Genomic DNA, 17,991 nt, shown 5'->3' with positions numbered 1-17,991 from the left:
CTTGAGAAGATCGTGCCGCCGAGTCCGAACTTCGAATCATTCGCCAATGCCGCCGCCGCGTCGTCGACCACAAAAACCTGCGCGACTGGGCCAAAGAATTCCTGGTGGTATGCTGGGTTGTCGGGCGTGACACCGGTCAGCACCGTTGGTTCGTAGAAGAAGCCGGTGCGGTTGGCTCGCTTACCTCCGGTCAGGGCTTTGGCGCCGTGGCTAATTGCTTTTGTTGGCAGAGTCCTTCCAGCCTTCGCGCGACCCGAGGGGACCTAGAAGAGTTTGCGGATTCATCGGGTCGCCCATCGGCGCACTCTGCATGGCGCCGACAAATGCAGCTGTGAAGGCATCGGCGATGGCGTGATGCACACGATGCAATTTCGGCGCACAGATCAGCTTCCATTTGGCCCTGGAATAACGGCTTGCCCATTTCTTCGGCCATCGTTCGAGCCAGCGCGTCGCGGTTGGCGGCGATCAACTTGGCGAGTCCGTCAAAGATGGCAAGGCGAGCTCCCTTGTCGCTCTTCGACCAGCCGGATTGGAACAGTGCGTGGGGCCTTGGCCAACGCGGCCTCGACCTGCTCATCCGTGTGTTCGGCATATTCCCTGACCGTCTCTTCGGTGAAGGGATTGAGGCTCCTGTAGGCCATCGGTCGTTGCTTTTAACGTGAGACAGAAGTGCGGTCGCGCCGAAGGATGCGGCTGGCAGTTCCTGCCGTCCGGCTCGATTCTGACGCAAACCAACGGTGTCGGAAGATCGTGGCCGCCCTCCTTACGGAGCGGCCCAGATTCGGCTCAGCCGCGGTAGCGCTCGGCCGGTTGCGAGTTGCTGAAGCCCGCCGCCAAGATGCCGCGAGCCTGCTCAAAGGATTGCCATGCCGCAACGTCGGGCACCGGCGGGATCGTGACAACCTCCCTACGATCGAAACCGATCAGAGCCGCATCAACCAGATCCTCAACTTCCATAACATTGGGCACCTTGCTGATATCGCCACCGGCGCGCTCGTAGATCTCTGTTCGCGTGGCCGCAGGCAGGACCGCCTGTACATGGACGCCCTTTGACGTGACTTCGGTTGCCAGGCTCTGTGACAGCGTGAGCAGATAGGACTTTGTTGCCGCGTAGATTCCAGGGGAGTATTCGGGCACAAGCGCTAGTACGGAGGCGATATTGACGATCGCACCGTTGCCGCGCTCGACCATACCCCGGATGGCGGCAGAAGCGAGCAATGTGGGCACGACGACGTTGAGTCGCACCAACTTATCCATCTCCACGGGGTCTGCACTCGCAAAGTCGCCGCTCAATGCTGCGCCAGCATTGTTCACCAGAATGTCCACAGGCGGATCGGACTGGAGACGCTGCAGGACCGGTTCGAGTTGCTGATGGTTTGTGAGGTCGGCCGTAATGACCTCGATCGCTACGCCATGCGCGTCGCCCAGCTCTTCAGCGAGCGTGTTCAACCGGTCGGTTGCCCGAGCGACAAGAACCAGGTTGTGGCCACGAGCGGCCAGGCGGCGCGCGTAAACTGCGCCGATGCCGCTCGAAGCGCCAGTAACAAGTGCGGTCGTCATATGTATTTTCCTGATTGAGGTTCTAGCAGTTCGATGCACTGCCGGGATGATGATGAAGCGATTGCACCCATAGCAATGGATACGAACTCGCCGATGGATGCAGCACCGCCTCTGGGCCGGTTGGACCTGGCGGTCGACCTTGATGACAGTGTTAGCCGCGTGCCTTCAGATGAAGCATCGGATGATGCTCATAATGACCGACGCCATTTTTCACGATGGGATCTTCGGCAGTTACCGCGTTGATGTCCTGATCATCGGCAATCCGATAAAGCGACACACCATAACCGCCACTTGGATCCATCACCGGGCCATGCGCGACGATCAGCCCCTTTTCGAGCAGGTCATCCAGGAAAACCCCATGCTGCTTCATCCATCGACTTTCTTCGGCGGTCATCGTTGCCAGGAAGTCGACGCGTGGCGGTATGTACTTGCACAGGTAGTGCTTCATTTTTGGGATCCTTGATTAAGCGGCAATGCAGAGCTGCGGCGATGACGCCATCGAATGTCAATCCGCCAGGTTCATCTGTTTGCGAAAACTCTTTTCGAAGGACTTTTCGGGAACAAAGCGCCGCATTAGGCGCAGGCGGCCGGCCGTCTTTCCAGGCGTGTAGCGAATGCGCGGTACCTTTTCGGTGGCTGCCTGCACCACCTTGTCAGCCACGGCCTCCACCGGGTCGCCGGCAGCGATGCCGTTGCGCCAGGTCGCGTTCATGGCTTCACGTCCCTTGTCGTAGACACTCAACACCCGATCAGGCTGTTCACCGTTTTCTTCGAGCGCGGTGCGCGTGAAGGCGGGTTCGACCAAGGAGACATGAATTCCCAAGGTTCGAAGTTCGTGATCGAGCGCCTCGGAATATCCTTCGACCGCGTGTTTGGTCGCATTGTAGAGAGCGGTGTAGGGCCCAGGCAGGAAACCAGCCACCGAACTGATATTGATGATCCGACCGCTGCCTTGGCTGCGCATGATCGGCAGGACTTCGTTAGTCATGCGGACGATTCCGAAGACATTTATGTCGAACAGGCTTTGGGCTTGAGCCAGCGATGATTCCTCGGCACCGCCGATCAAGCTCCGGCCCGCATTGTTGACGAGCACGTCGATCCGGCCGGCAAGCGCCATGACTTCCTTGACCACTTGTCTGACGGACTCGTCATTGGTCACATCGCAACGGAGCATGTGAATGCTCTGACGCACCTCGTTGGGTGCAGCCTTGCGGCTGGTACCGAACACACGATATCCGGCGCGAATAAGCGCCACCCCTGCTGCCATGCCGATGCCGCCCGAGGCTCCAGTGATAAGTGCGACCTTGTCGCGAGCGGACCGCGTTTTACCCCAAGTCATCTCAACATCCTTCTTCAGCTAAGCTAATGATGACTATAATCATCATTATCTTAATAATGAGACCCATCATCATTGTCAAGCGGAAGCGCTTTGGATCAGACGAGATTTTAGCCTGATCCGGGCACAGTCGCTTTGCCGTCCGGCGACTTTATCTGCGGCGCGATGGCGCCGTGGGTGCTGACCCCAAATGGCTGCCAACCAAGCAACCGGAGCCTTTTCCGCAGGATTATTTGGCCGAGATGACCAGTAGAGCTTGCCGAGGACGCCACCGGGCCATGAGCGCAATGGTATCCTCAAGCAGCAGATCTCGGTGGAGCATTAATAGGAGCCGCCGCGCAGGGTGGGATAGGGTTCCTGTTCGGCCGACCTGATCCCACCCGCTGGGTTCAGGCTTTGTGCGCATCCTTGATGAAGGCAGCGATCTGCGAGGCCGCCAACTCGGGATACTGGAAGTGAGCCGCGTGGCCTGCCCGCGGGTAGGTGATCAAGTTCAGCGTGGGCAACTGGCCGCTCAGTGCATACCAGTTCTCGACCGGGAAGGAGATGTCATGGTCGCCGTTCAGATGCAGGATCGGCACATTTGTGTTCCTTAGCGCTTGCAACACCTCATCCGAAGGAAACACTGGGTTCGGCGGGGAGTGTGGGACCTGCGTCAGAGCCCACTCGAGGGGCACGTCAGGGCTGCGGGGATTTTCGCTGGAGAAGATGCGTGCGAACGAGCGCTGCGATGCGCTACGGCTTGCGGCGTCGTCTGGATCAAAGAACATCGTGGTGTACTGCTCGAGGGTCGCGGGCCCTTGCGCAGCCAGGTCGTAGAAATGCTGGTCCCCAGGCTTGACCAAGTGGCCCGGAGGTGTTGCGGCGATCAGTACGGCATGGCTGACGGAGGCCCCGAACATTGCCACATAAATTTGCGCGACGATTCCGCCAAAGGACCAGCCTCCGATCACCACATCCTTCAGCCCCAGTGCGTCGATGAGATCCTTGGCGTCCTTGGTCATCGATGCGGGATTGTAAGACTTCTCGCCGGTCGACATGCCGAATCCCGAATGGTCGAAGGTCACGACCTGAAAGCCTTGCGACGCCAGCGCGTTGATAAAGGCGGGGTCCCACAGGCCGAGCACTCCGCGGAAGCGGTGGGCAAGGACAATGGGCTTACCCTTGCCAACTGAGCGGTAGGCAAGTCTGCGTCCGCCTACATCCACGAAGCGGGTGGGTGTGGCTGTAACCTTATTGTGTTTCATCTTTGCCAGGGCCGGCGGCGATAAAGCGAACGCCGAAAGGGCGAGTGCCGAAAGCGTAACTGCACCGTTCTTCAAGGCCAGGCGACGCGATGTGAGCGCGAGCGTTTCAATGCCCGCGGCCGATTGATCCTGTGTCATGTCAACTTCCCCTTTCAACTGAGCAATGATTATGTATACCATCATTACTCTCTTTTATGATGATGTGCGTAATCATTGTCAAGGGGTTGCAGGTCGGGAGACCGGGATGACAAATGTCCGGCGGTGGCTATATGTTAGCCATCATCATTAGCAGAAGGTGTGGTCGTGAAGGTCAGCAAAGAGACGGTTGAGCAGAATCGAGAGCGGGTGATCGACACTGCCGCAGCGCTGTTCCGCGAAAAAGGAATCGACGGGATCGGCATTGCCGACCTGATGAAAGCGGCAGGCCTGACCCACGGAGGCTTCTATCGGCAGTTCAAGTCGAAAGACGACCTGGTTGTTCAGGCCGTCAAGCGGGCTTACAAGGAGATGAGTGAGGATCTGGCCAAGCGCATCGCCTCCAGTGACGATCCGTTACAGGCGCTGGTGCGTCACTATGTTTCGGACTACCACCGCGATGACCCGGGACACGGGTGTAGCCTTGCCGCGCTAGCTGCCGACGCGGCACGGCACGACGACCCAGAACTGCGGCAGTTCTTCGGCAAAGTCACAAACAGCTATATCGATCTTCTCACCGCGCTCGTACCTGGACGTGACACGACAGCCAAGCGAACTGCAGCAATCGGCGCCCTCGCAGAGATGGTCGGATCGGTTGTTCTTTCCCGGGTCGTGCCTGACCCGAAGCTCTCCAGCGAGATTCTCGATACTGTCTCAAATGATCTGGTGGCGCGCCACCCAGTGTCGAAATCTGCATAATGGCAGCCCTTCCGAAATCCGCGACGGAGCTCCGTGACGAATTGGGATCTCGATCAGCGAGGGGATTGGCCGCTCTCAACATCCATACCTTGCCGGATTCGAAGCAAAGGCGACATAGGCCATTGCCGCCGCGAGCATGAGGAAGGCAACCCGCAGGTCTACGAGATGCGCGACTAACCCGATCGCCGAGGCTGGAGCCGGATCGAAGAGGCGGCCGAGCGTAACGAGCCCGAGCGGCGCAAGAAGCGCAGAATCGAAAACCGAGGGTCCGACAAAGAACGGGCCGCTCAGGCCCGCGCCACGAACGTCGCCGGCGGCGCTATCCGCTCGATCCCGAGAACCTGCCGCCTTTCGGTCGGCCCGTCATGACATCCGGGTATGGACCTGTCGTCTTTGTCGGCTGCGATGGCGAGCCGGCCGACCCTGACATTCTGCGCTACTCTTACGCCGACCTTCCGACCGCGGACGACAAAGCGCCGGGGTCACCGTTACAACCTCGACGCCATTGGGCTTCAGTTCCTCGTGCATGGCCGAGCAGATGCCCTCGACCGCATACTTGGATGCGGCAGGCGCCGTCGAATGGCACCTTCACCAGGCCCGCGACCGACGATGTCCAGACGATCCGTCGGTGCCGCGTTTCACCATGGCCCGCGCGAAGCCCTGCGCCAGTTCGAGCGCAGCGAACACGTTGGTCTCGAAGACCGATCGGAAGACGGACATCGGGATCTCGACCAGCGGTCCCGATTCCATGATGCCAGCATTGTTGAACAGGGCGTCTATTTCCAGGCCGAGTGCATTGGCGCGGTCGATCTCATTCAGCACGTCAAGCTTGATGACCCGCATCTCGACGCCATCAGCCCTGGCCGCTTTGCGCAATTCCCAGACCTGCGGCCAGACCTGGCAGCCCGCGATCACATTGTGGCCGCGCGCCGCGACGCCTAGGGCGACACCGCGGCCGAAGCCGGTTGCGGCGCCCGTTATGAGGACGGTCTTGCCCATTTCGTCACTCCCGGACAACTAATCGCCGCGCCGTGCGTCAGCCCTCGATCTCGCCTGCCTGGGTCGCGACCTTGAGGCCTGTGCCGTCGTCGCCACCCCCAGGCGAAGCCGTATGCGGCGTAGATGGTTCTCCACAGTCCGCTCGGACAGGCCGAGCGTCGCCGCTATGTCGACTTGGCGACGGCCGGCGGCGATCCAGCGCAACACTTCCTCTCACGCGCAGAGAGGTTCACCGTTCCCTTCTGCTCGCGGGCCTCGATCAGGCGGCGGGCCGAACGGAACGCGGCCGCGCCGACGATCGTCAGCATGAGACGGGTTCGGACCGCTCCATCGATGCGCGTTCCGCCGAAACTCATCGCGCCTTCGAGACCAGCGCGGCCAAAGATGGGAACCTGCAAACCATGGATCCCGGCCACGCGATACTTCTCGCCGCCCGCCGAGACGGTCTTTGTCCAGAAGAACGGTTCGTCCCTCTCGAGCACATGACGCGTCACCGGGCAGCGGCGGACATAGGTTTGGGCATCGACGGTCTCGCCGTCACCGAACCAATCGCCCTCCACCCAAAAGATTTTCTCGACCAGTTCATCTCGCGCCGGCGAGGCGGAGAACAAGACGAAGCGGTCATAACCGAGCGGTTGCGAGATGGCTTGCTGGATCGACGGGAGATCGTCGCTGGTCTCAATGGCGATGACAGTGTCGACGATCGGATCCATACCTTCCGTCCACCAATTGGAGCGGCAAATCTCGCGAGGCAGGATGCGGGACGGATGTTGGGAAACCCGTGACGCCCGTCCCGCTTCTGTCATTCAAGCGGAAGCGACTTCCTGAAGGAGAGCCTTGGCGGCAAGCTTGCCCAGCGCATTGCCCGCAAGCGGACTGTCGCCGGTCAGCATCTTCCGATCTTGGTGGGTCATGCCGGAGATATCGGTATTGACGATCTCAAAGCCGAGCGCCTTCAGCTTCTCGCCGAAGGCCCAGGTCAGATGACCGGGCATGTAGCCCATATCGGGCGTCTTTGCGTCGATACTGTCTGGAAAGGCGCAGATCTTGTAGCCGTTGTAGATGTAGCTGTCCTTCGTTTTTCCGATGCCCGCGGCGAGGAAGGCTGCCGGCCCGTGGCACAGCGAGATCATGAACTTGTCCTTGGCTGCGGCCCATTCGAGGACAGCCTTCACCTCTTCACTCTCGTGCAGGCCGATCAGGGCGCCATGGCCGCCAGGGATGAAGATGGCGATGTAGTCGGAGTCGTCACCGAGGTCCTTCTTGATCACATCAGCGAGCTTCAGCGGCCTCTTGAACTGGTCGCGATACTTCGCGAACAGGCCCTTCACCTCTGCATCCTCGGACGGCATCGCCCAGAATTCGAACTTGACGGGGTTGCCGGACAACGTCGCGACGTCGAACGAAAAGCCGGCTTTGTCGAGATGGTACATCGGCAGCAGCGTTTCCACGGGATGGTTTCCCGTCGAGAACATTGTGCCGTTATCGGTCAGCAGATAGCGCTCGTCGGCGCCAATCATCAGAATCTTCCAGCGCCTTCCCGTGTAAGGATTGGGATAGTCCGCGCCGCTGAGGTCGGACTTCGGCGAGGTGAACTGACTGAGCGAATAGGGAGAGGGAAAGAACGCATTGTCTTCGGCACGATCTGGGGTCGGGCGCTTGTCTTCGGATTGCTCGGTCGCCATGGCTTTCTCCGTCGTTGGTGTTGACATGCCGATGATTATAGGCGTCGACGGGCTCGCTGCGAATGAGGGATTTCCCTCAATGGAGTCCGATCGGGCGGCTAGAGGCTGTTATGAACCGAGGGGGCAAGAATACTGAGCCTGCGTCTGCAAAGGCAGCACTGTTTCGGGCTTTTACTTCGTCAGGAGTGTCGTTTCATAAAGGCGGGTTCGGTCAAGCTCTGAACTTTATAGCGGGTGGAACCACAGTCTGAAGAAAGATCGAAGTTTATTAGCTACTTGCCGCCGTGACGAACGCTTCGTAGCGCTCCCCGGTCTTGGCGCGTGCGGCCTGGGCGGCAGGCTCCGGCAGTGCTGGTGTCGTTGAAAGCCAAAAGCGGATGAACACGGTGTGGCGGCGATGTAGAAATGTCGCCGGTTCTGCAAAGTAGAAATGTCGCATCCTGCGTTTGAGAGCGCGGAGCGCGGCAAGTTAGAATTGCGACGATGAGGCGGGTCCTGGCGCCGACGGAGCGCCCGATCGGGCGTAAGCTGGTCGGGGTTGCGCAGCCCGGTCGGGCGCGTTCTAGTAAGCTCCCCTCGGCTTTAGCTTTGAGAGCCGCTTCACTCGGCTGCGGCCAACCTTGCCAGTGCCTGTTCTCGCCGCGCGATGACAGCAGGATCGTTCATGAAATCCGTCCTGCGGCCCGGCTTCGTTCCGCGCTTCTTGTAGGCGCTCTGCGGCAATACCGTGTGTGGCGGCGATGTAGAAATGTCGCTCGCTCTGCAAAGTAGAAATGTCGCATTGGCCGTTCCAAAGGGGCAGGGTGCAGCAAGTTAGAAATGCGACAGTGACGCACTTCCTGGCGCCGACATGAGCGCCCGATCGGGCGTAAGCTGGTCCGGGTTGCGCAGCCCGATCGGGGGGTTCCAGCTTGGCTCCCTGGCTTTAGCTTTGAGAGCCGCTTCACTCGGCAGCGGTCAACCTTGCCAGTGCCTGTTCTCGTCGCGCGATAACTGCAGGATCGTTTATGAAATCCGTCCTGCGGCCCGGTTTCGTTCCGCGCTTCTTGTAGGCGGTCTGCTCGCTGTTGGTCTTGATCTTCGGCGCAGGCCGCGCCTCGTCCTGCTGAGCCTTGATCCAAGTCAGCACTTCGCCGAGCCGCTTGTTCTCGGTGACCGCCGTGTGCGTGATGCGCTGCTCCTTGTCGAACACGGTGTAGGGCAAGGAACACGCCTTCCAGCGAACGTCCAGCCGACCGTCGGCGAACTCGTAGATATCGACGTATTTGCCGACCAGTCCGCACGAAAGCTCGTTCTTCTCAAGCATGATTTGCCTGCGTTCGTAGGAGAACGACAATTGCTCGCCGACATAACGTTGCTCCCGCTTGCACAGCACGTCACGCAGCCGATCCGCCGCAGCATTCAACGCGCGATGCAGATTGTCCGGTCGGGCAGGGACCCTGGCGAATCTCTCGTTGAAGTCGGCCATGAATATCGGCAGGAACGCGTTGGCCGCCTCGATGTCCGATATGCCGGCAAGGCGCAGTTCCTTCACGAGGCGGTCCTGCAGCGTCCGATTGACCCTTTCGACCCGGCCTTTGGCCTGGCTCGAGTTGGCGCACAGGATCTCGATGTTGAGTTCCGATAAGGCGCGGCCGAATTGAGTCATGCCGCGACCTGCCTTGGCATCCTTCTTGGCGACACGAAACACCGTATGCTTGTCGGAATAGAACGCTACCGGGCAACCGTGCGCCTTCAGATAGAGCTCGAGCGTCTCGAAGTAGCTGAAGGTGCTCTCCGACTTCACAAAGCGAAGCTGCTGGAGCTTGCTCGTGGCGTCGTCGATGAAGACGAGCAGGGTGCATGGATCGCCCCGCTCCTCGAACCAACGATGATCACTGCCGTCGATCTGCACCAGCTCGCCATATGACTCCCGACGTAATCTGGGTTGATGGAACGTCCTGCGCTGCTTTCGGGACAGCCAGATTCCGGCTTCCGCCATCCATTTGCGCAACGTCTCGCGCGACACGACCAGGCCGTGGTTCGCCGCCAACTTCTCGGCCGCCAAGGTCGGTCCGAAGTCGACATAGTGTTCTCGGACCAACTGAATCGCCAGATCGCCGACACCGGCGACATATCGATGGTTCGACGGTCGGCCTCGAGCCTTGTGCCGAGTGCTGCGGCGCCTTCGGCCCGGAACACCTTCAGCAGACGCTGGACCTGACGCGTCGTCATATCCAGGACATGCGCGGCCGAGACAACCGTCATGCGCCGCTCCAAAACCTTCGACAGCACCTCGATGCGTTGCAGCTCGCGCTCGCTCATCAAAATCAGTCCCAACCCGCCGTCTCCCTCGCTCATCGACGAGCAGGGCGACATTCCAACTTTGCGGAATCAAGACATTTCTATTTTGCGGCAATACCGTGCTGTTCCATAAGATAGATTATGCGACTTTCACCAGTAAAAGGCAAATATATTTTGCGCCATAAAAGTAATGCATCGCCTTTCACTAGTATTTCCTGGCACTCATCAAGAACTCGACGTGTTGATTTGAGGGCCATGCGCTCAGGATCCTTTTGATCTAAACTGGATACTCTGAACTCTTCTGAGCAGTCGGGCACGCGTTCCAGGGCAGACCATATCGTCCTTCGCTCACCTCCCCTCTCGGCGCCACTCACTTGTGTGGCATACAATAGACGCCCTCGGATACCATCAGTACCGCGCCACCCTTCAACTCGCTCAATGCGCCAACCCACGCTTGCGAATAAGTGCGGCTAGCATCCACGGCCGTCAGCCAAAGAACGCGATTGTCGGCCAGTTCAACTTTAACTTCCTGCTGCAAAGGGCTCCCCTGCACGGTCTGTTGATAGTGGCGTTTGATCCTGACATTGCTGGCCGGAAACTCAGCTTCGTTGCTGCCGTAGTTCAGCACAAATCCAGTGTGGTCCTCAGCCACTGAGCAACTGCCATCACGCTCGCACACGATTTTGGTAGCTGTGTTGCAGTCCCATTTTAGTGAAGCGGGCCACATAGGATTGTCCACGTTTGATCGCGGCTTGTCGCTCGGACCAGCCGCTGTCAACACAGCGCCTGTGTTCAAAATCACAGTGGACAGGAGAAGCACCTTGAACACTACAAACCTCCCTGAATTGTCACCCTCATAGTACCTCGTCCTGCGTGATCGCCTGGCTCATGGCATGCTGAGATTGAACCAGCTTTTCTGGCGCACGCCGTTCGCGTCATCATACTCGATGAACCAGGGCTTTTTGCGCATCGGCCGAGGGATGGTGTAGTAGGTGGGGCCACTACCAAGGGAATGCCCTCGATCGTTTCCCGCAGTCTGGATTGTTGCCGCAACCACCTTGCCGTCGATTTCGATTTGGATCGGACGTGATCCGTCTCCATGATGCCCGCCGACGGCGTTGTTTTTGAAAACAACGGGCAAGGAGCTATCGGCCGCGATGCGGCAGATGTTCCGTTCTTGAGCTAAGCCCGGCCGATCGGATTCGGAGCTGCCAACTGCTTGCCAGCCGGACGGACAATCCTCATACTTCTCAAATCTCGCCGCGCTGGAGCTGGCTTGTGGACAGGTCGGCCAATTAAAACCCGGGGCTTCCATCGCTGCAATCAACTTGTAAATTGGCGGGTGGCACGAGGGGGTGCCTTGCCAGTCGCCGGAAAGACATAGGAGGACCTGACAGCCCCATTCCGACGCTTTTGATTGGGATGGAAGAGCTGCGGCGCCCGCGATGGCGACGGCACCCCCTAGTAGGAATTTGAGTATGGTCATAGCCTTTCCTCACTGCAGATTTGACAGTTTACTATGGATGATCCGCGCGAAAAAGGACAGGTCGAAAAGGCAGGTTTGTGCGACTACATCGATTTATGAAACGAGACGACGGAGGTGTGGTCAACAACCCGTTGCGCGCCAACATTGCACTGACGCTTGAGCGGGAGAGAGCCAGACGCGGCCTATCCCATATGCACATGGCCGAACTGTTTCGGACCGCCGAGGGCGAAAAACTGGCCTATCGAACCTACATTCAAACTGTGCGTCAGAAAAATAATGTCACATTGACGACGCTGCAGATCATGGCAAACGGCTTGCAACTGTCTTTTGCAGCACTGCTCGCCGGCGGCAAGAAAGTTCCGGAATGGGCGCATCGGTTGGACGACAATGCGATCCGCAAGCGGCTGGCGCACATCATCGATTTTGAACGACAACGACGTACTTTGCACCGATATGAGATGGCCGAACTCATCGGCGTGGCGGAGGCGACATTCACGAAACTGGAACGCGCGAGCGGCAATATCAGCGTGGACACGATTGCGGCGATCGCCAAGGCGTTGAAACTAGATCCAGCGACCTTCCTCTTTTCCGATAAGATCCCCCCAACAACTGACCACCTGCTTCTGGCACAGCCGGAGGCGTAGATACTCATTTCAGAGAGCCGTAAGTTTCCAGGGTCATCATCGGTCTAGGCTGGCCAGACGAATGCCTGGCAGGTTTTCGCGGTGGCAGCGCATAACGGCGCGCTTCGAGTGGAAATGGAGCAGAGCTCTTTGTGATCTACCCGCGCCCTCTATCGTTTTTCAGCTGCGCCTGAGGACGATTGCCAAAATGTGGCTGCGGTCGAACGCACAGGAATCCTCACCTGTACGGTTGTACCGACATCTTGGGCGCTATGGATGACGAGCTTTCCGTTGAGCGTCGAGACCATCTGGGAACATGCGGTCAGTCCAAGGCCGGTATGATTTCCAGCTCGCGTTGAAAAGAAAGGGGTCGTTGCCTTTGCAACAATTGCAGGCGGCATGCCTGCGCCCTTGTCGGCCACTTCTAGCACAAGATAACTGCGCGGGAGGAATGGTTGTCGTTTGAGTGTCGCGGAGATGAGTACTCGTGCGTTTCTGGCGCTGGAAAACGCGGCCAGAGCGTTTTCGATCAGCTCATTGACCACCAGCCGGAAGGGCGCTGCCGGCACGGGATGCAGACGCGCTTTTGCATCGACCAGAACTTGCACCAAACTGCTGCGATCGCGCGTGAGATCCTCAAGCAGTTGGCCGAGCGCCACGGTGCTGGAATCTTGTGGTGCATAGGCGATCTGAAGCACGCTGTTGGTGATCGATTCCAGTTCGTTGGCAGCACCGCGCGCAGCCTCAAGCATTTCACCGCTCGGCTGCTTGTCTGGTTGTGCGTGCTCAAGGAACAGCCGCAAGGCTGTAACACGCGATCGGGTCATATGCGCAAACAGGGAAGCAAACGAGCGCATATGCTGGTCGCGGCGGTTGGCCGAGGAATAGCGCTGATGGATAACGAGATAGAAGGTGGCACCAAGGCCAAGCGCTATGGCGAAGATGAACCAGTTGCGCGAGGCCGCAATGTCGATGTTGGCGGTCTGCTGCAAGGTGGCGCTGTGATCAACGGTGGAGCTGGAGATCTCGTAAATTGACTGTTCGAGCTTGGTCATGTCGGCAATGGCTTGAGTGTAGTTTTTGCGCGCCGACACGAGGGGTGCGATTTTTTGTTCGAGGGTCAGGCGAACCCCGCCCAGGAGTTCGGCGTCATGATCGGGAAAAAAGCGGTTCAGATAGGGCAGGTTTTCCAACTGCGCGACGTTGACGCTCACCAACGCCATTTGTCGATCGATGTCCGCATCAAGCTTGCCCGTCGCGTCGGCAATGCGAAGATAGCCATACACTCGAATAAGGCGCTCGCGAATCTGTGCCGCGCGCCACTGAATCTCGAAGGTCTGATTGAGGATGGCATCCGTCTCCTGACGATAGCGGTCCGATTGGATGAATGTCCACGCACTCAGGCCAAGTGCTGCAGCCATACCGAGATACGGCAGAACAGTGAGCAAACGGCCGTTGAAGAACTTCATTTCGTGGCGCGCAGGATGACTGGAAAAAAGACCCAGATCGAGTTTCTTGCGGGAACATATGACGCAGGCAACTGATCGAAGGGCCAAACAATGAAGATGGGGCCTTTCTCTACCATGCTGATCGGGCGGAACTCCTGGCCCGACGGGCAAAGCGAGCTGGCCTTGTCGTTCTCGTTGCAACGACGCTCGACCGCCAGGATCGGATCATAAGACCGGATTTCGTCCACACGAATATCGGAAACGAAGTTGTCATAGGCGACAACTTTCACCTCCTGTGCGACGGTTACTCCAGCCTTGGCAAGCACGTTTGCAAGCAGCGGCCCACGATATTCGATTTTCTCGTTGTCGCTCGTCCAGGGGGTTCGCGTGTCATAGGTCTGTTGCGGAAACTCTCCCCGCAGCTGCTTTACCGAAAAAACCGCGACCGTCTTTCCGCTGGCGTCTTGAACGGACACTTCGTTGGGATCGAGGGGAATTTCCTCAGCGGCGCTGGCGAGCGGAAGGGCCAGGGCGAATATGACGGCGAGAGCATTACGCAACATCTTCGACATCCTCGTATTCGCGGGGTCCATCGTTCTTGGCGAAGAGCACGCATGGCCCTCGGGAGCCTCGCGGATCGTAGGCAAATCCCTTTTCTGCCAGCGCAAGCGTGATGTTGCGGATGCCGTCGAGGCCATAGAGATGGTCGTGCAGCTCAAGAAAGATGCGCTCGACGCCGGGCAACTCGGCATCCTGCAGAAGCTCTTTCTCGGCACCTTCAATGTCCATGACGAGGGCATTTATTCGATGATCGGTGATGAAACGATCGACATTGGCCGAGACGATCGAAAGTTCGCGCTCGTAGGGTCCCTGGTCTTTGTCCGTGGAAGACATCCAAAGGTCCCGGCGAACGTAGAAGGTGAAGGATCGCGGGGGACCTGCTGTGAGGATACCTTGGGAATATTTGACATTGTCGAGATCGTTGGCCGCCATCACACGCTTGGCTAGTTCCGCTGTTGCGGGATTTGCTTCAAAAGCCCACACCTGAACGCCGGGGATTTTCGCGATCAGTGCGGTGATGATGCCGATGCCGGACCCCAGCTCCAGTACGCGATCGCGCGCCTTGACCGCCCTGAAGATCCACTTCGCTTCCTTTGCTTCATAGCTCTGGCTTTGAAGCGCTCGCCAGATTACCGGCGAAACATCCTGCGGTTCGACGGGAACCTTGATCCCATGTACGGTTAAAGAGGCCATCGCAATCACAGTCCCTGTGGAAGCGGATGGCCTTGCCGCATGAGCTTGGCGCGAGCTTGCTTGTAGTATTTTTCGGCCGAGCCGGCATCGATGGCGAGCCGATCGGCCATGAGCGAAAAGATCTCCTTGCGTTTCACGCCTGGTGCGCGGTGAGCCATCATGTCGATGGCCTCCTGTTCGCGCGGTGTAAGGACGGAAAAGCGGTAATCGGGTTTGGTCATGACGGCCCGCGACAGGCGCAAGGAGAACCCCTTTGTGGAAATGTCGTCCAGCACGTCGCTGAACACGCCGGGCGCAAGCCCGGTCTTGCCGAGATAGGCGGCGGCGCCGATCCGCCGGAAACCATCTGCCTCGCAGCGGTTGTCCGAACCGGTGACGACAATATGGATGGCACTGGGTGACGCCTCGATGATCCTGTCGACGACAGCGACGCGATCGCCTTGTGAGGTGGGATCAAAACCAGGCAAGCCAGGATCGATAACGACAAGATCGAAATGGTTGTTTTGAAGTTCTACGGTCGCGATGTTCAGCGTTTCGGCGCCCAGAACGACGCATTTTTCGAAGCTTGCCTGCACTTCGTTCATTAGTGCCAGACGCATAAGTGTCTGGTCTTCGACCACCAGGGCACGAAACATCAGAAGCCAATCCTTCTACGCAGGCGCCCCCCGCCCCTGTCTTCCAGAATTGGTCGCTTCAAAAAAGGGATGGTGCCATCCCTATTTTTCCTCACCTCCACAGCTATCTGTGTCTGACCGATGTAAGCCAGGAGCAAGATGATGCCTATTCAACTGGTCTGCAGCAACCGAGAGATTGAAGCGGCAGAAGGCGTCGCGAAACTGATTGCTAAACATCGTCAAAGCGTCGCTGAGCTTGAAAGTCTCGGCAAGCAAGCGATGGAGGCCGAGGGGAAGGATGCGGTTCTGCTGGGTCAAAGGCTGGACGCGGTCATGGCGGAAGAGGCGGCGGTGCGAAGGCGTGCTGCCATTGCTCCAGTAGCCACTATCGCGGAAATCAAAATGAAGGCTGCTTACTTTCAACGGCTGACGGCTCATGACTGGTGCGAGGTTGATGTGGACGATTTTCGCGCGTTGCTCGGTTCTTTCGCGAAACTGCAGTCCTAGGAGAAGAGCGCTGAAATCCATGTGGTCAAGGTATTCCAGGCGGCATAGAGTCCGGCAGGTACCAAGATGATCGCCAAGAACGCAGCAGCTCCGCCAATAGCACCGTCACCGCGTCCTTCCACCGGATAGTAATATCTGTGCGCCTCGTCGTCGTGCTTCATTGTTGTATCTCCGACCGCTTGTTTAGCAGCAGCTGCACTGGATGCTGAAACGTCGTGCCCCACAGACCGGTGCGTTTCATCTTAGCGTTGATTTCCGCGACAAGGTAGTTCTCATTGACGGCTTTGCCCTTTGCTGTCGTTGCGGCAAACGCGTATCCGGTCGCTATGAGCGCGGTGCCAACGTCAATTGTTTCGCCATTGAGCTGCGCACCGCAAACGACAAAAACCGCCTTGTCTAGGGCGTAGCCAATTGGCTGGCATGAAACCGCGGCGCTATCGAACAGGGCTGCCAGATGCGCCAGCGAGGTATTCCCGCAATCGATTTTGTTCCCATTTGGCTCTTCGGCTGACGTGCCGCGAAGACATGACTGGACGCCATAGAGGCGGAAAAGCTGATCTCCGTCACGCCAGGTATCTCCGGTCAGCAGTTGAGCCGATTTCGATACCGCGACGGGAGTGGGTACCCTAGAGTTGGTCGCATCCTGCGCCTGTGCCGATGCGCACATAGAAAATGTGGCCAGCACTGCAAAGCGCGCCTGTTTCATTCCTGGAACTGTCCACCGAGCTCGGCGGAATGCTCCAGATCGGGGCGCAGCGACTTGCCGTCCTTGTTTCGTCCGATTGCGGCCATGTCGAGGAAAACCATTTCGTCATCGTCGTAGGCGACGTTATACGGGTCGTTTGTATTGCCCGCACCCACGAGAGAAAAACACGACACGGCGTCGGGTTCCTCCTTTCTGCTCTGCAGCACAAGTGTTTTGCAAAGCACGACAGAAGCACGATCGTTGTAGATTCCGTCTTCATAGTCCTGCGCGGCCTTCGTGCAGTCCCACTCCTGCGTCTTGTATGTGATCTTTGGTTTTGGGCAGGCCGCAAGGCCGCGCAGTCGATAGGTTACGCCGTTGATGATGCGCTCAGTCGCCGACGGCATCTTAACCGGCGAGCTGAGGGCGGACACGTCGCGCTGAAAGAGCGCGCCTTTCGCATCGTAGCGCTCATAGACGAACACCTTCTCGCCCGGCTTGGCAAACTGAAGCAGGTAGCGCTCCGACGGCTGCGCGAAGGCATTTGGGGCGTCGGCGCCGGCCGCATAAGCCGCGGTGCTCTGGAGCAGCAAAACCGTGCAAAGGGCAATCTGTTTCATCGAAATCCGTCCCTGCGGTGCATATGGTGTTGACACTTTACTAGGGCTGCGTATAGCCATAGTAAAGTGTTAAATTTTGGCGACAGTATGAACACTCGAACAGCTCTTCTGTTGACCCTTTGTGCTGCTGCAATGCCGTTGGAAACGCACGCCCAGGATCTGGCATCAGACCGCGTCGCAGTCGCCTTTGCAACGCCGGCGCAAGCCCTTGCCTCAGTCGGGGTGCAAACGCCGGGAACGTGTAATGCCGCAAATCGTGCTGAGGTCTCCCAACTTGTGCGTTCAATCGCTCAAGAAGAAGGGTTCGACGCCGATCTGGCCGAGGCAGTGGCATGGGCCGAAAGCGATCTCGGCACCAGTCAGGGTCTCTCGAAGGCCGGAGCCCTGGGAATCATGCAGCTGATGCGGGGCACGGCGGCCGATCTAGGGGTGAGCGACCGTTGCGATACACAGGCAAATGTCCGGGCTGGCCTTCGCTATCTGAAGTCACTCTATGACGAATTCCAGGATCCGCTGTTGATGCTGGCGGCATACAACGCCGGGCCAAACAGCGTCTACAAGGCGCAGGGCATTCCGGTGAATCCGGAGACGGCTGAATACATCGTGAAAATTTTAAACCGCTGGAAGTTCGGCGGTGTCGTGAAGAAGTCCGCCCTGACCAAATCCGAAATGCTCGCGGCCGCTCCGCCAGCAAACGAGGACGCTTGGCAGGATGGTCATGTCATGGATTTCGGCAACTGAAAGGAGCCA

23 protein-coding genes and 2 pseudogenes are annotated in these 17,991 nt (G+C 58.4%); 4 read left to right on the top strand and 21 right to left on the bottom strand.

The features are described 5' to 3' along the window. From O7A05_RS34410 to O7A05_RS11025, 6 genes are all read right to left on the bottom strand, one after another. A partial coding sequence (locus O7A05_RS34410; protein WP_415926992.1) for an aldehyde dehydrogenase family protein occupies positions 1 to 215 on the bottom strand: 215 nt, incomplete at its 3' end. Beyond that, a complete protein-coding gene (locus O7A05_RS34405; RefSeq protein WP_415926989.1) occupies positions 191 to 577 on the bottom strand; it encodes an aldehyde dehydrogenase family protein in 387 nt (128 codons plus the stop codon). The genes O7A05_RS34405 and O7A05_RS34410, both read right to left, overlap by 25 nt. Before the next feature lie 209 nt (positions 578 to 786). Then, positions 787 to 1,560: an SDR family NAD(P)-dependent oxidoreductase gene (locus O7A05_RS11040; protein WP_337093078.1), complete on the bottom strand. Its 774-nt coding sequence runs from the start codon at positions 1,558 to 1,560 to the stop codon at positions 787 to 789. A 151-nt stretch (positions 1,561 to 1,711) separates the two neighbouring features. After that, complete coding sequence (locus tag O7A05_RS11035) at positions 1,712 to 2,008, bottom strand: YciI family protein (protein ID WP_337093076.1); 297 nt, start codon at positions 2,006 to 2,008, stop codon at positions 1,712 to 1,714. Positions 2,009 to 2,065: 57 nt separating this feature from the next. Beyond that, entirely contained in the window at positions 2,066 to 2,899 is an 834-nt protein-coding gene (locus tag O7A05_RS11030) for an oxidoreductase (protein ID WP_337093075.1), read from the bottom strand. Positions 2,900 to 3,285: 386 nt separating this feature from the next. Further along, positions 3,286 to 4,281 carry an alpha/beta fold hydrolase gene (locus O7A05_RS11025; protein ID WP_337093073.1) on the bottom strand — a complete coding sequence of 332 codons (996 nt, stop codon included), beginning with the start codon at positions 4,279 to 4,281 and terminating at the stop codon, positions 3,286 to 3,288. Between the two features lie 165 nt (positions 4,282 to 4,446). Here O7A05_RS11025 and O7A05_RS11020 point away from each other — a divergent pair, with 165 nt between their 5' ends. Continuing rightward, positions 4,447 to 5,037, top strand: coding sequence for a TetR/AcrR family transcriptional regulator (locus tag O7A05_RS11020; RefSeq protein ID WP_337093072.1), 591 nt, complete (start codon positions 4,447 to 4,449; stop codon positions 5,035 to 5,037). A gap of 588 nt (positions 5,038 to 5,625) precedes the next feature. On the opposite strand, the gene O7A05_RS11015 is transcribed toward O7A05_RS11020, so the two are convergent. The 8 genes and pseudogenes from O7A05_RS11015 to O7A05_RS10980 all read right to left on the bottom strand — a co-directional run bounded on the left by O7A05_RS11015 (position 5,626) and on the right by O7A05_RS10980 (position 11,490). Next, the gene (locus O7A05_RS11015; protein ID WP_337093071.1) at positions 5,626 to 6,036 is read right to left on the bottom strand and encodes an SDR family NAD(P)-dependent oxidoreductase; all 411 of its coding nucleotides are present in this window, start codon (positions 6,034 to 6,036) and stop codon (positions 5,626 to 5,628) included. Between the two features lie 18 nt (positions 6,037 to 6,054). Next, positions 6,055 to 6,243: a helix-turn-helix domain-containing protein gene (locus tag O7A05_RS11010; protein WP_337093070.1), complete on the bottom strand. Its 189-nt coding sequence runs from the start codon at positions 6,241 to 6,243 to the stop codon at positions 6,055 to 6,057. Next, positions 6,201 to 6,749: an autoinducer binding domain-containing protein gene (locus O7A05_RS11005; RefSeq protein ID WP_337093069.1), complete on the bottom strand. Its 549-nt coding sequence runs from the start codon at positions 6,747 to 6,749 to the stop codon at positions 6,201 to 6,203. The genes O7A05_RS11010 and O7A05_RS11005 overlap by 43 nt, the downstream gene beginning before the upstream one ends. 93 nt (positions 6,750 to 6,842) lie before the next feature. Beyond that, positions 6,843 to 7,721, bottom strand: coding sequence for a glyoxalase III HchA (gene hchA, locus O7A05_RS11000; protein ID WP_337093068.1), 879 nt, complete (start codon positions 7,719 to 7,721; stop codon positions 6,843 to 6,845). 280 nt (positions 7,722 to 8,001) lie between these two features. Then, positions 8,002 to 8,106 (bottom strand): annotated as a pseudogene (locus O7A05_RS10995) (CopG family transcriptional regulator); the annotation flags it as partial. 558 nt (positions 8,107 to 8,664) lie between these two features. Next, positions 8,665 to 10,040 (bottom strand): annotated as a pseudogene (locus O7A05_RS10990) (ISNCY family transposase). A gap of 334 nt (positions 10,041 to 10,374) precedes the next feature. Beyond that, entirely contained in the window at positions 10,375 to 10,833 is a 459-nt protein-coding gene (locus O7A05_RS10985; protein ID WP_337093067.1) for a hypothetical protein, read from the bottom strand. 57 nt (positions 10,834 to 10,890) lie between these two features. Next, positions 10,891 to 11,490 carry a hypothetical protein gene (locus O7A05_RS10980; protein WP_337093066.1) on the bottom strand — a complete coding sequence of 200 codons (600 nt, stop codon included), beginning with the start codon at positions 11,488 to 11,490 and terminating at the stop codon, positions 10,891 to 10,893. 116 nt (positions 11,491 to 11,606) lie between these two features. Here O7A05_RS10980 and O7A05_RS10975 point away from each other — a divergent pair, with 116 nt between their 5' ends. Beyond that, on the top strand, positions 11,607 to 12,134 hold the full coding sequence (locus O7A05_RS10975) for a helix-turn-helix domain-containing protein (RefSeq protein WP_337093065.1): 528 nt from the start codon (positions 11,607 to 11,609) through the stop codon (positions 12,132 to 12,134). A 149-nt stretch (positions 12,135 to 12,283) separates the two neighbouring features. On the opposite strand, the gene O7A05_RS10970 is transcribed toward O7A05_RS10975, so the two are convergent. The 4 genes from O7A05_RS10970 to O7A05_RS10955 are packed head-to-tail and all read right to left on the bottom strand — an operon-like array spanning position 12,284 to position 15,450. Next, the gene (locus tag O7A05_RS10970) at positions 12,284 to 13,582 is read right to left on the bottom strand and encodes a sensor histidine kinase (protein ID WP_337093064.1); all 1,299 of its coding nucleotides are present in this window, start codon (positions 13,580 to 13,582) and stop codon (positions 12,284 to 12,286) included. Next, positions 13,579 to 14,124 (bottom strand): putative pterin-binding protein, encoded by a 546-nt coding sequence (locus O7A05_RS10965; RefSeq protein ID WP_337093063.1) that lies wholly within the window; start codon positions 14,122 to 14,124, stop codon positions 13,579 to 13,581. Before O7A05_RS10965 ends, O7A05_RS10970 begins: the two co-directional genes overlap by 4 nt. Next, on the bottom strand, positions 14,114 to 14,815 hold the full coding sequence (locus tag O7A05_RS10960) for an FkbM family methyltransferase (RefSeq protein ID WP_337093090.1): 702 nt from the start codon (positions 14,813 to 14,815) through the stop codon (positions 14,114 to 14,116). Before O7A05_RS10960 ends, O7A05_RS10965 begins: the two co-directional genes overlap by 11 nt. Positions 14,816 to 14,820: 5 nt before the next feature. Continuing rightward, positions 14,821 to 15,450 carry a response regulator gene (locus tag O7A05_RS10955; protein ID WP_337093062.1) on the bottom strand — a complete coding sequence of 210 codons (630 nt, stop codon included), beginning with the start codon at positions 15,448 to 15,450 and terminating at the stop codon, positions 14,821 to 14,823. Positions 15,451 to 15,591: 141 nt separating this feature from the next. Between O7A05_RS10955 and O7A05_RS10950 the strand changes: the two genes are divergently transcribed. After that, on the top strand, positions 15,592 to 15,936 hold the full coding sequence (locus O7A05_RS10950) for a hypothetical protein (protein WP_337093061.1): 345 nt from the start codon (positions 15,592 to 15,594) through the stop codon (positions 15,934 to 15,936). Here the strand turns inward: O7A05_RS10950 and O7A05_RS10945 are convergent. Genes O7A05_RS10945 through O7A05_RS10935 form a run of 3 tightly spaced genes read right to left on the bottom strand, consistent with a single transcriptional unit; the run spans position 15,933 to position 17,241 of the window. Next, positions 15,933 to 16,097 (bottom strand): hypothetical protein, encoded by a 165-nt coding sequence (locus O7A05_RS10945; protein WP_337093059.1) that lies wholly within the window; start codon positions 16,095 to 16,097, stop codon positions 15,933 to 15,935. The two genes, O7A05_RS10950 and O7A05_RS10945, sit on opposite strands and share 4 nt — an antisense overlap. Then, a complete protein-coding gene (locus O7A05_RS10940; RefSeq protein WP_337093058.1) occupies positions 16,094 to 16,642 on the bottom strand; it encodes a thermonuclease family protein in 549 nt (182 codons plus the stop codon). The genes O7A05_RS10945 and O7A05_RS10940 overlap by 4 nt, the downstream gene beginning before the upstream one ends. Continuing rightward, entirely contained in the window at positions 16,639 to 17,241 is a 603-nt protein-coding gene (locus O7A05_RS10935) for a hypothetical protein (RefSeq protein ID WP_337093057.1), read from the bottom strand. The genes O7A05_RS10940 and O7A05_RS10935 overlap by 4 nt, the downstream gene beginning before the upstream one ends. Positions 17,242 to 17,328: 87 nt before the next feature. On the opposite strand from O7A05_RS10935, the gene O7A05_RS10930 reads away from it, so the two are divergent. Continuing rightward, positions 17,329 to 17,982: a lytic transglycosylase domain-containing protein gene (locus O7A05_RS10930; RefSeq protein WP_337093056.1), complete on the top strand. Its 654-nt coding sequence runs from the start codon at positions 17,329 to 17,331 to the stop codon at positions 17,980 to 17,982. The last annotated feature ends 9 nt before the right edge of the window (positions 17,983 to 17,991 follow it).

The sequence above is a fragment of the Mesorhizobium argentiipisi (SeqCode) genome, assembly GCF_037179585.1.
Classification (GTDB): Bacteria; Pseudomonadota; Alphaproteobacteria; order Rhizobiales; family Rhizobiaceae; genus Mesorhizobium; species Mesorhizobium argentiipisi.
The sequence above is the reverse complement of the archived record's forward strand: the minus strand, read 5'-3'. Positions and strand labels throughout refer to the sequence as shown.

Excerpts from the sequence above, each read along its gene's own strand:
- O7A05_RS34405 (WP_415926989.1), bottom strand. The coding sequence starts at position 577 with ATGAGCAGGTCGAGGCCGCGTTGGCCAAGGCCCCACGCACTGTTCCAA.
- O7A05_RS11040 (WP_337093078.1), bottom strand. The coding sequence starts at position 1,560 with ATGACGACCGCACTTGTTACTGGCGCTTCGAGCGGCATCGGCGCAGTT.
- O7A05_RS11035 (WP_337093076.1), bottom strand. The coding sequence starts at position 2,008 with ATGAAGCACTACCTGTGCAAGTACATACCGCCACGCGTCGACTTCCTG.
- O7A05_RS11030 (WP_337093075.1), bottom strand. The coding sequence starts at position 2,899 with ATGACTTGGGGTAAAACGCGGTCCGCTCGCGACAAGGTCGCACTTATC.
- O7A05_RS11025 (WP_337093073.1), bottom strand. The coding sequence starts at position 4,281 with ATGACACAGGATCAATCGGCCGCGGGCATTGAAACGCTCGCGCTCACA.
- O7A05_RS11015 (WP_337093071.1), bottom strand. The coding sequence starts at position 6,036 with ATGGGCAAGACCGTCCTCATAACGGGCGCCGCAACCGGCTTCGGCCGC.
- O7A05_RS11005 (WP_337093069.1), bottom strand. The coding sequence starts at position 6,749 with ATGGATCCGATCGTCGACACTGTCATCGCCATTGAGACCAGCGACGAT.
- hchA (WP_337093068.1), bottom strand. The coding sequence starts at position 7,721 with ATGGCGACCGAGCAATCCGAAGACAAGCGCCCGACCCCAGATCGTGCC.
- O7A05_RS10980 (WP_337093066.1), bottom strand. The coding sequence starts at position 11,490 with ATGACCATACTCAAATTCCTACTAGGGGGTGCCGTCGCCATCGCGGGC.
- O7A05_RS10970 (WP_337093064.1), bottom strand. The coding sequence starts at position 13,582 with ATGAAGTTCTTCAACGGCCGTTTGCTCACTGTTCTGCCGTATCTCGGT.
- O7A05_RS10965 (WP_337093063.1), bottom strand. The coding sequence starts at position 14,124 with ATGTTGCGTAATGCTCTCGCCGTCATATTCGCCCTGGCCCTTCCGCTC.
- O7A05_RS10960 (WP_337093090.1), bottom strand. The coding sequence starts at position 14,815 with ATGGCCTCTTTAACCGTACATGGGATCAAGGTTCCCGTCGAACCGCAG.
- O7A05_RS10955 (WP_337093062.1), bottom strand. The coding sequence starts at position 15,450 with ATGTTTCGTGCCCTGGTGGTCGAAGACCAGACACTTATGCGTCTGGCA.
- O7A05_RS10950 (WP_337093061.1), top strand. The coding sequence starts at position 15,592 with ATGCCTATTCAACTGGTCTGCAGCAACCGAGAGATTGAAGCGGCAGAA.
- O7A05_RS10945 (WP_337093059.1), bottom strand. The coding sequence starts at position 16,097 with ATGAAGCACGACGACGAGGCGCACAGATATTACTATCCGGTGGAAGGA.
- O7A05_RS10940 (WP_337093058.1), bottom strand. The coding sequence starts at position 16,642 with ATGAAACAGGCGCGCTTTGCAGTGCTGGCCACATTTTCTATGTGCGCA.
- O7A05_RS10935 (WP_337093057.1), bottom strand. The coding sequence starts at position 17,241 with ATGAAACAGATTGCCCTTTGCACGGTTTTGCTGCTCCAGAGCACCGCG.
- O7A05_RS10930 (WP_337093056.1), top strand. The coding sequence starts at position 17,329 with ATGAACACTCGAACAGCTCTTCTGTTGACCCTTTGTGCTGCTGCAATG.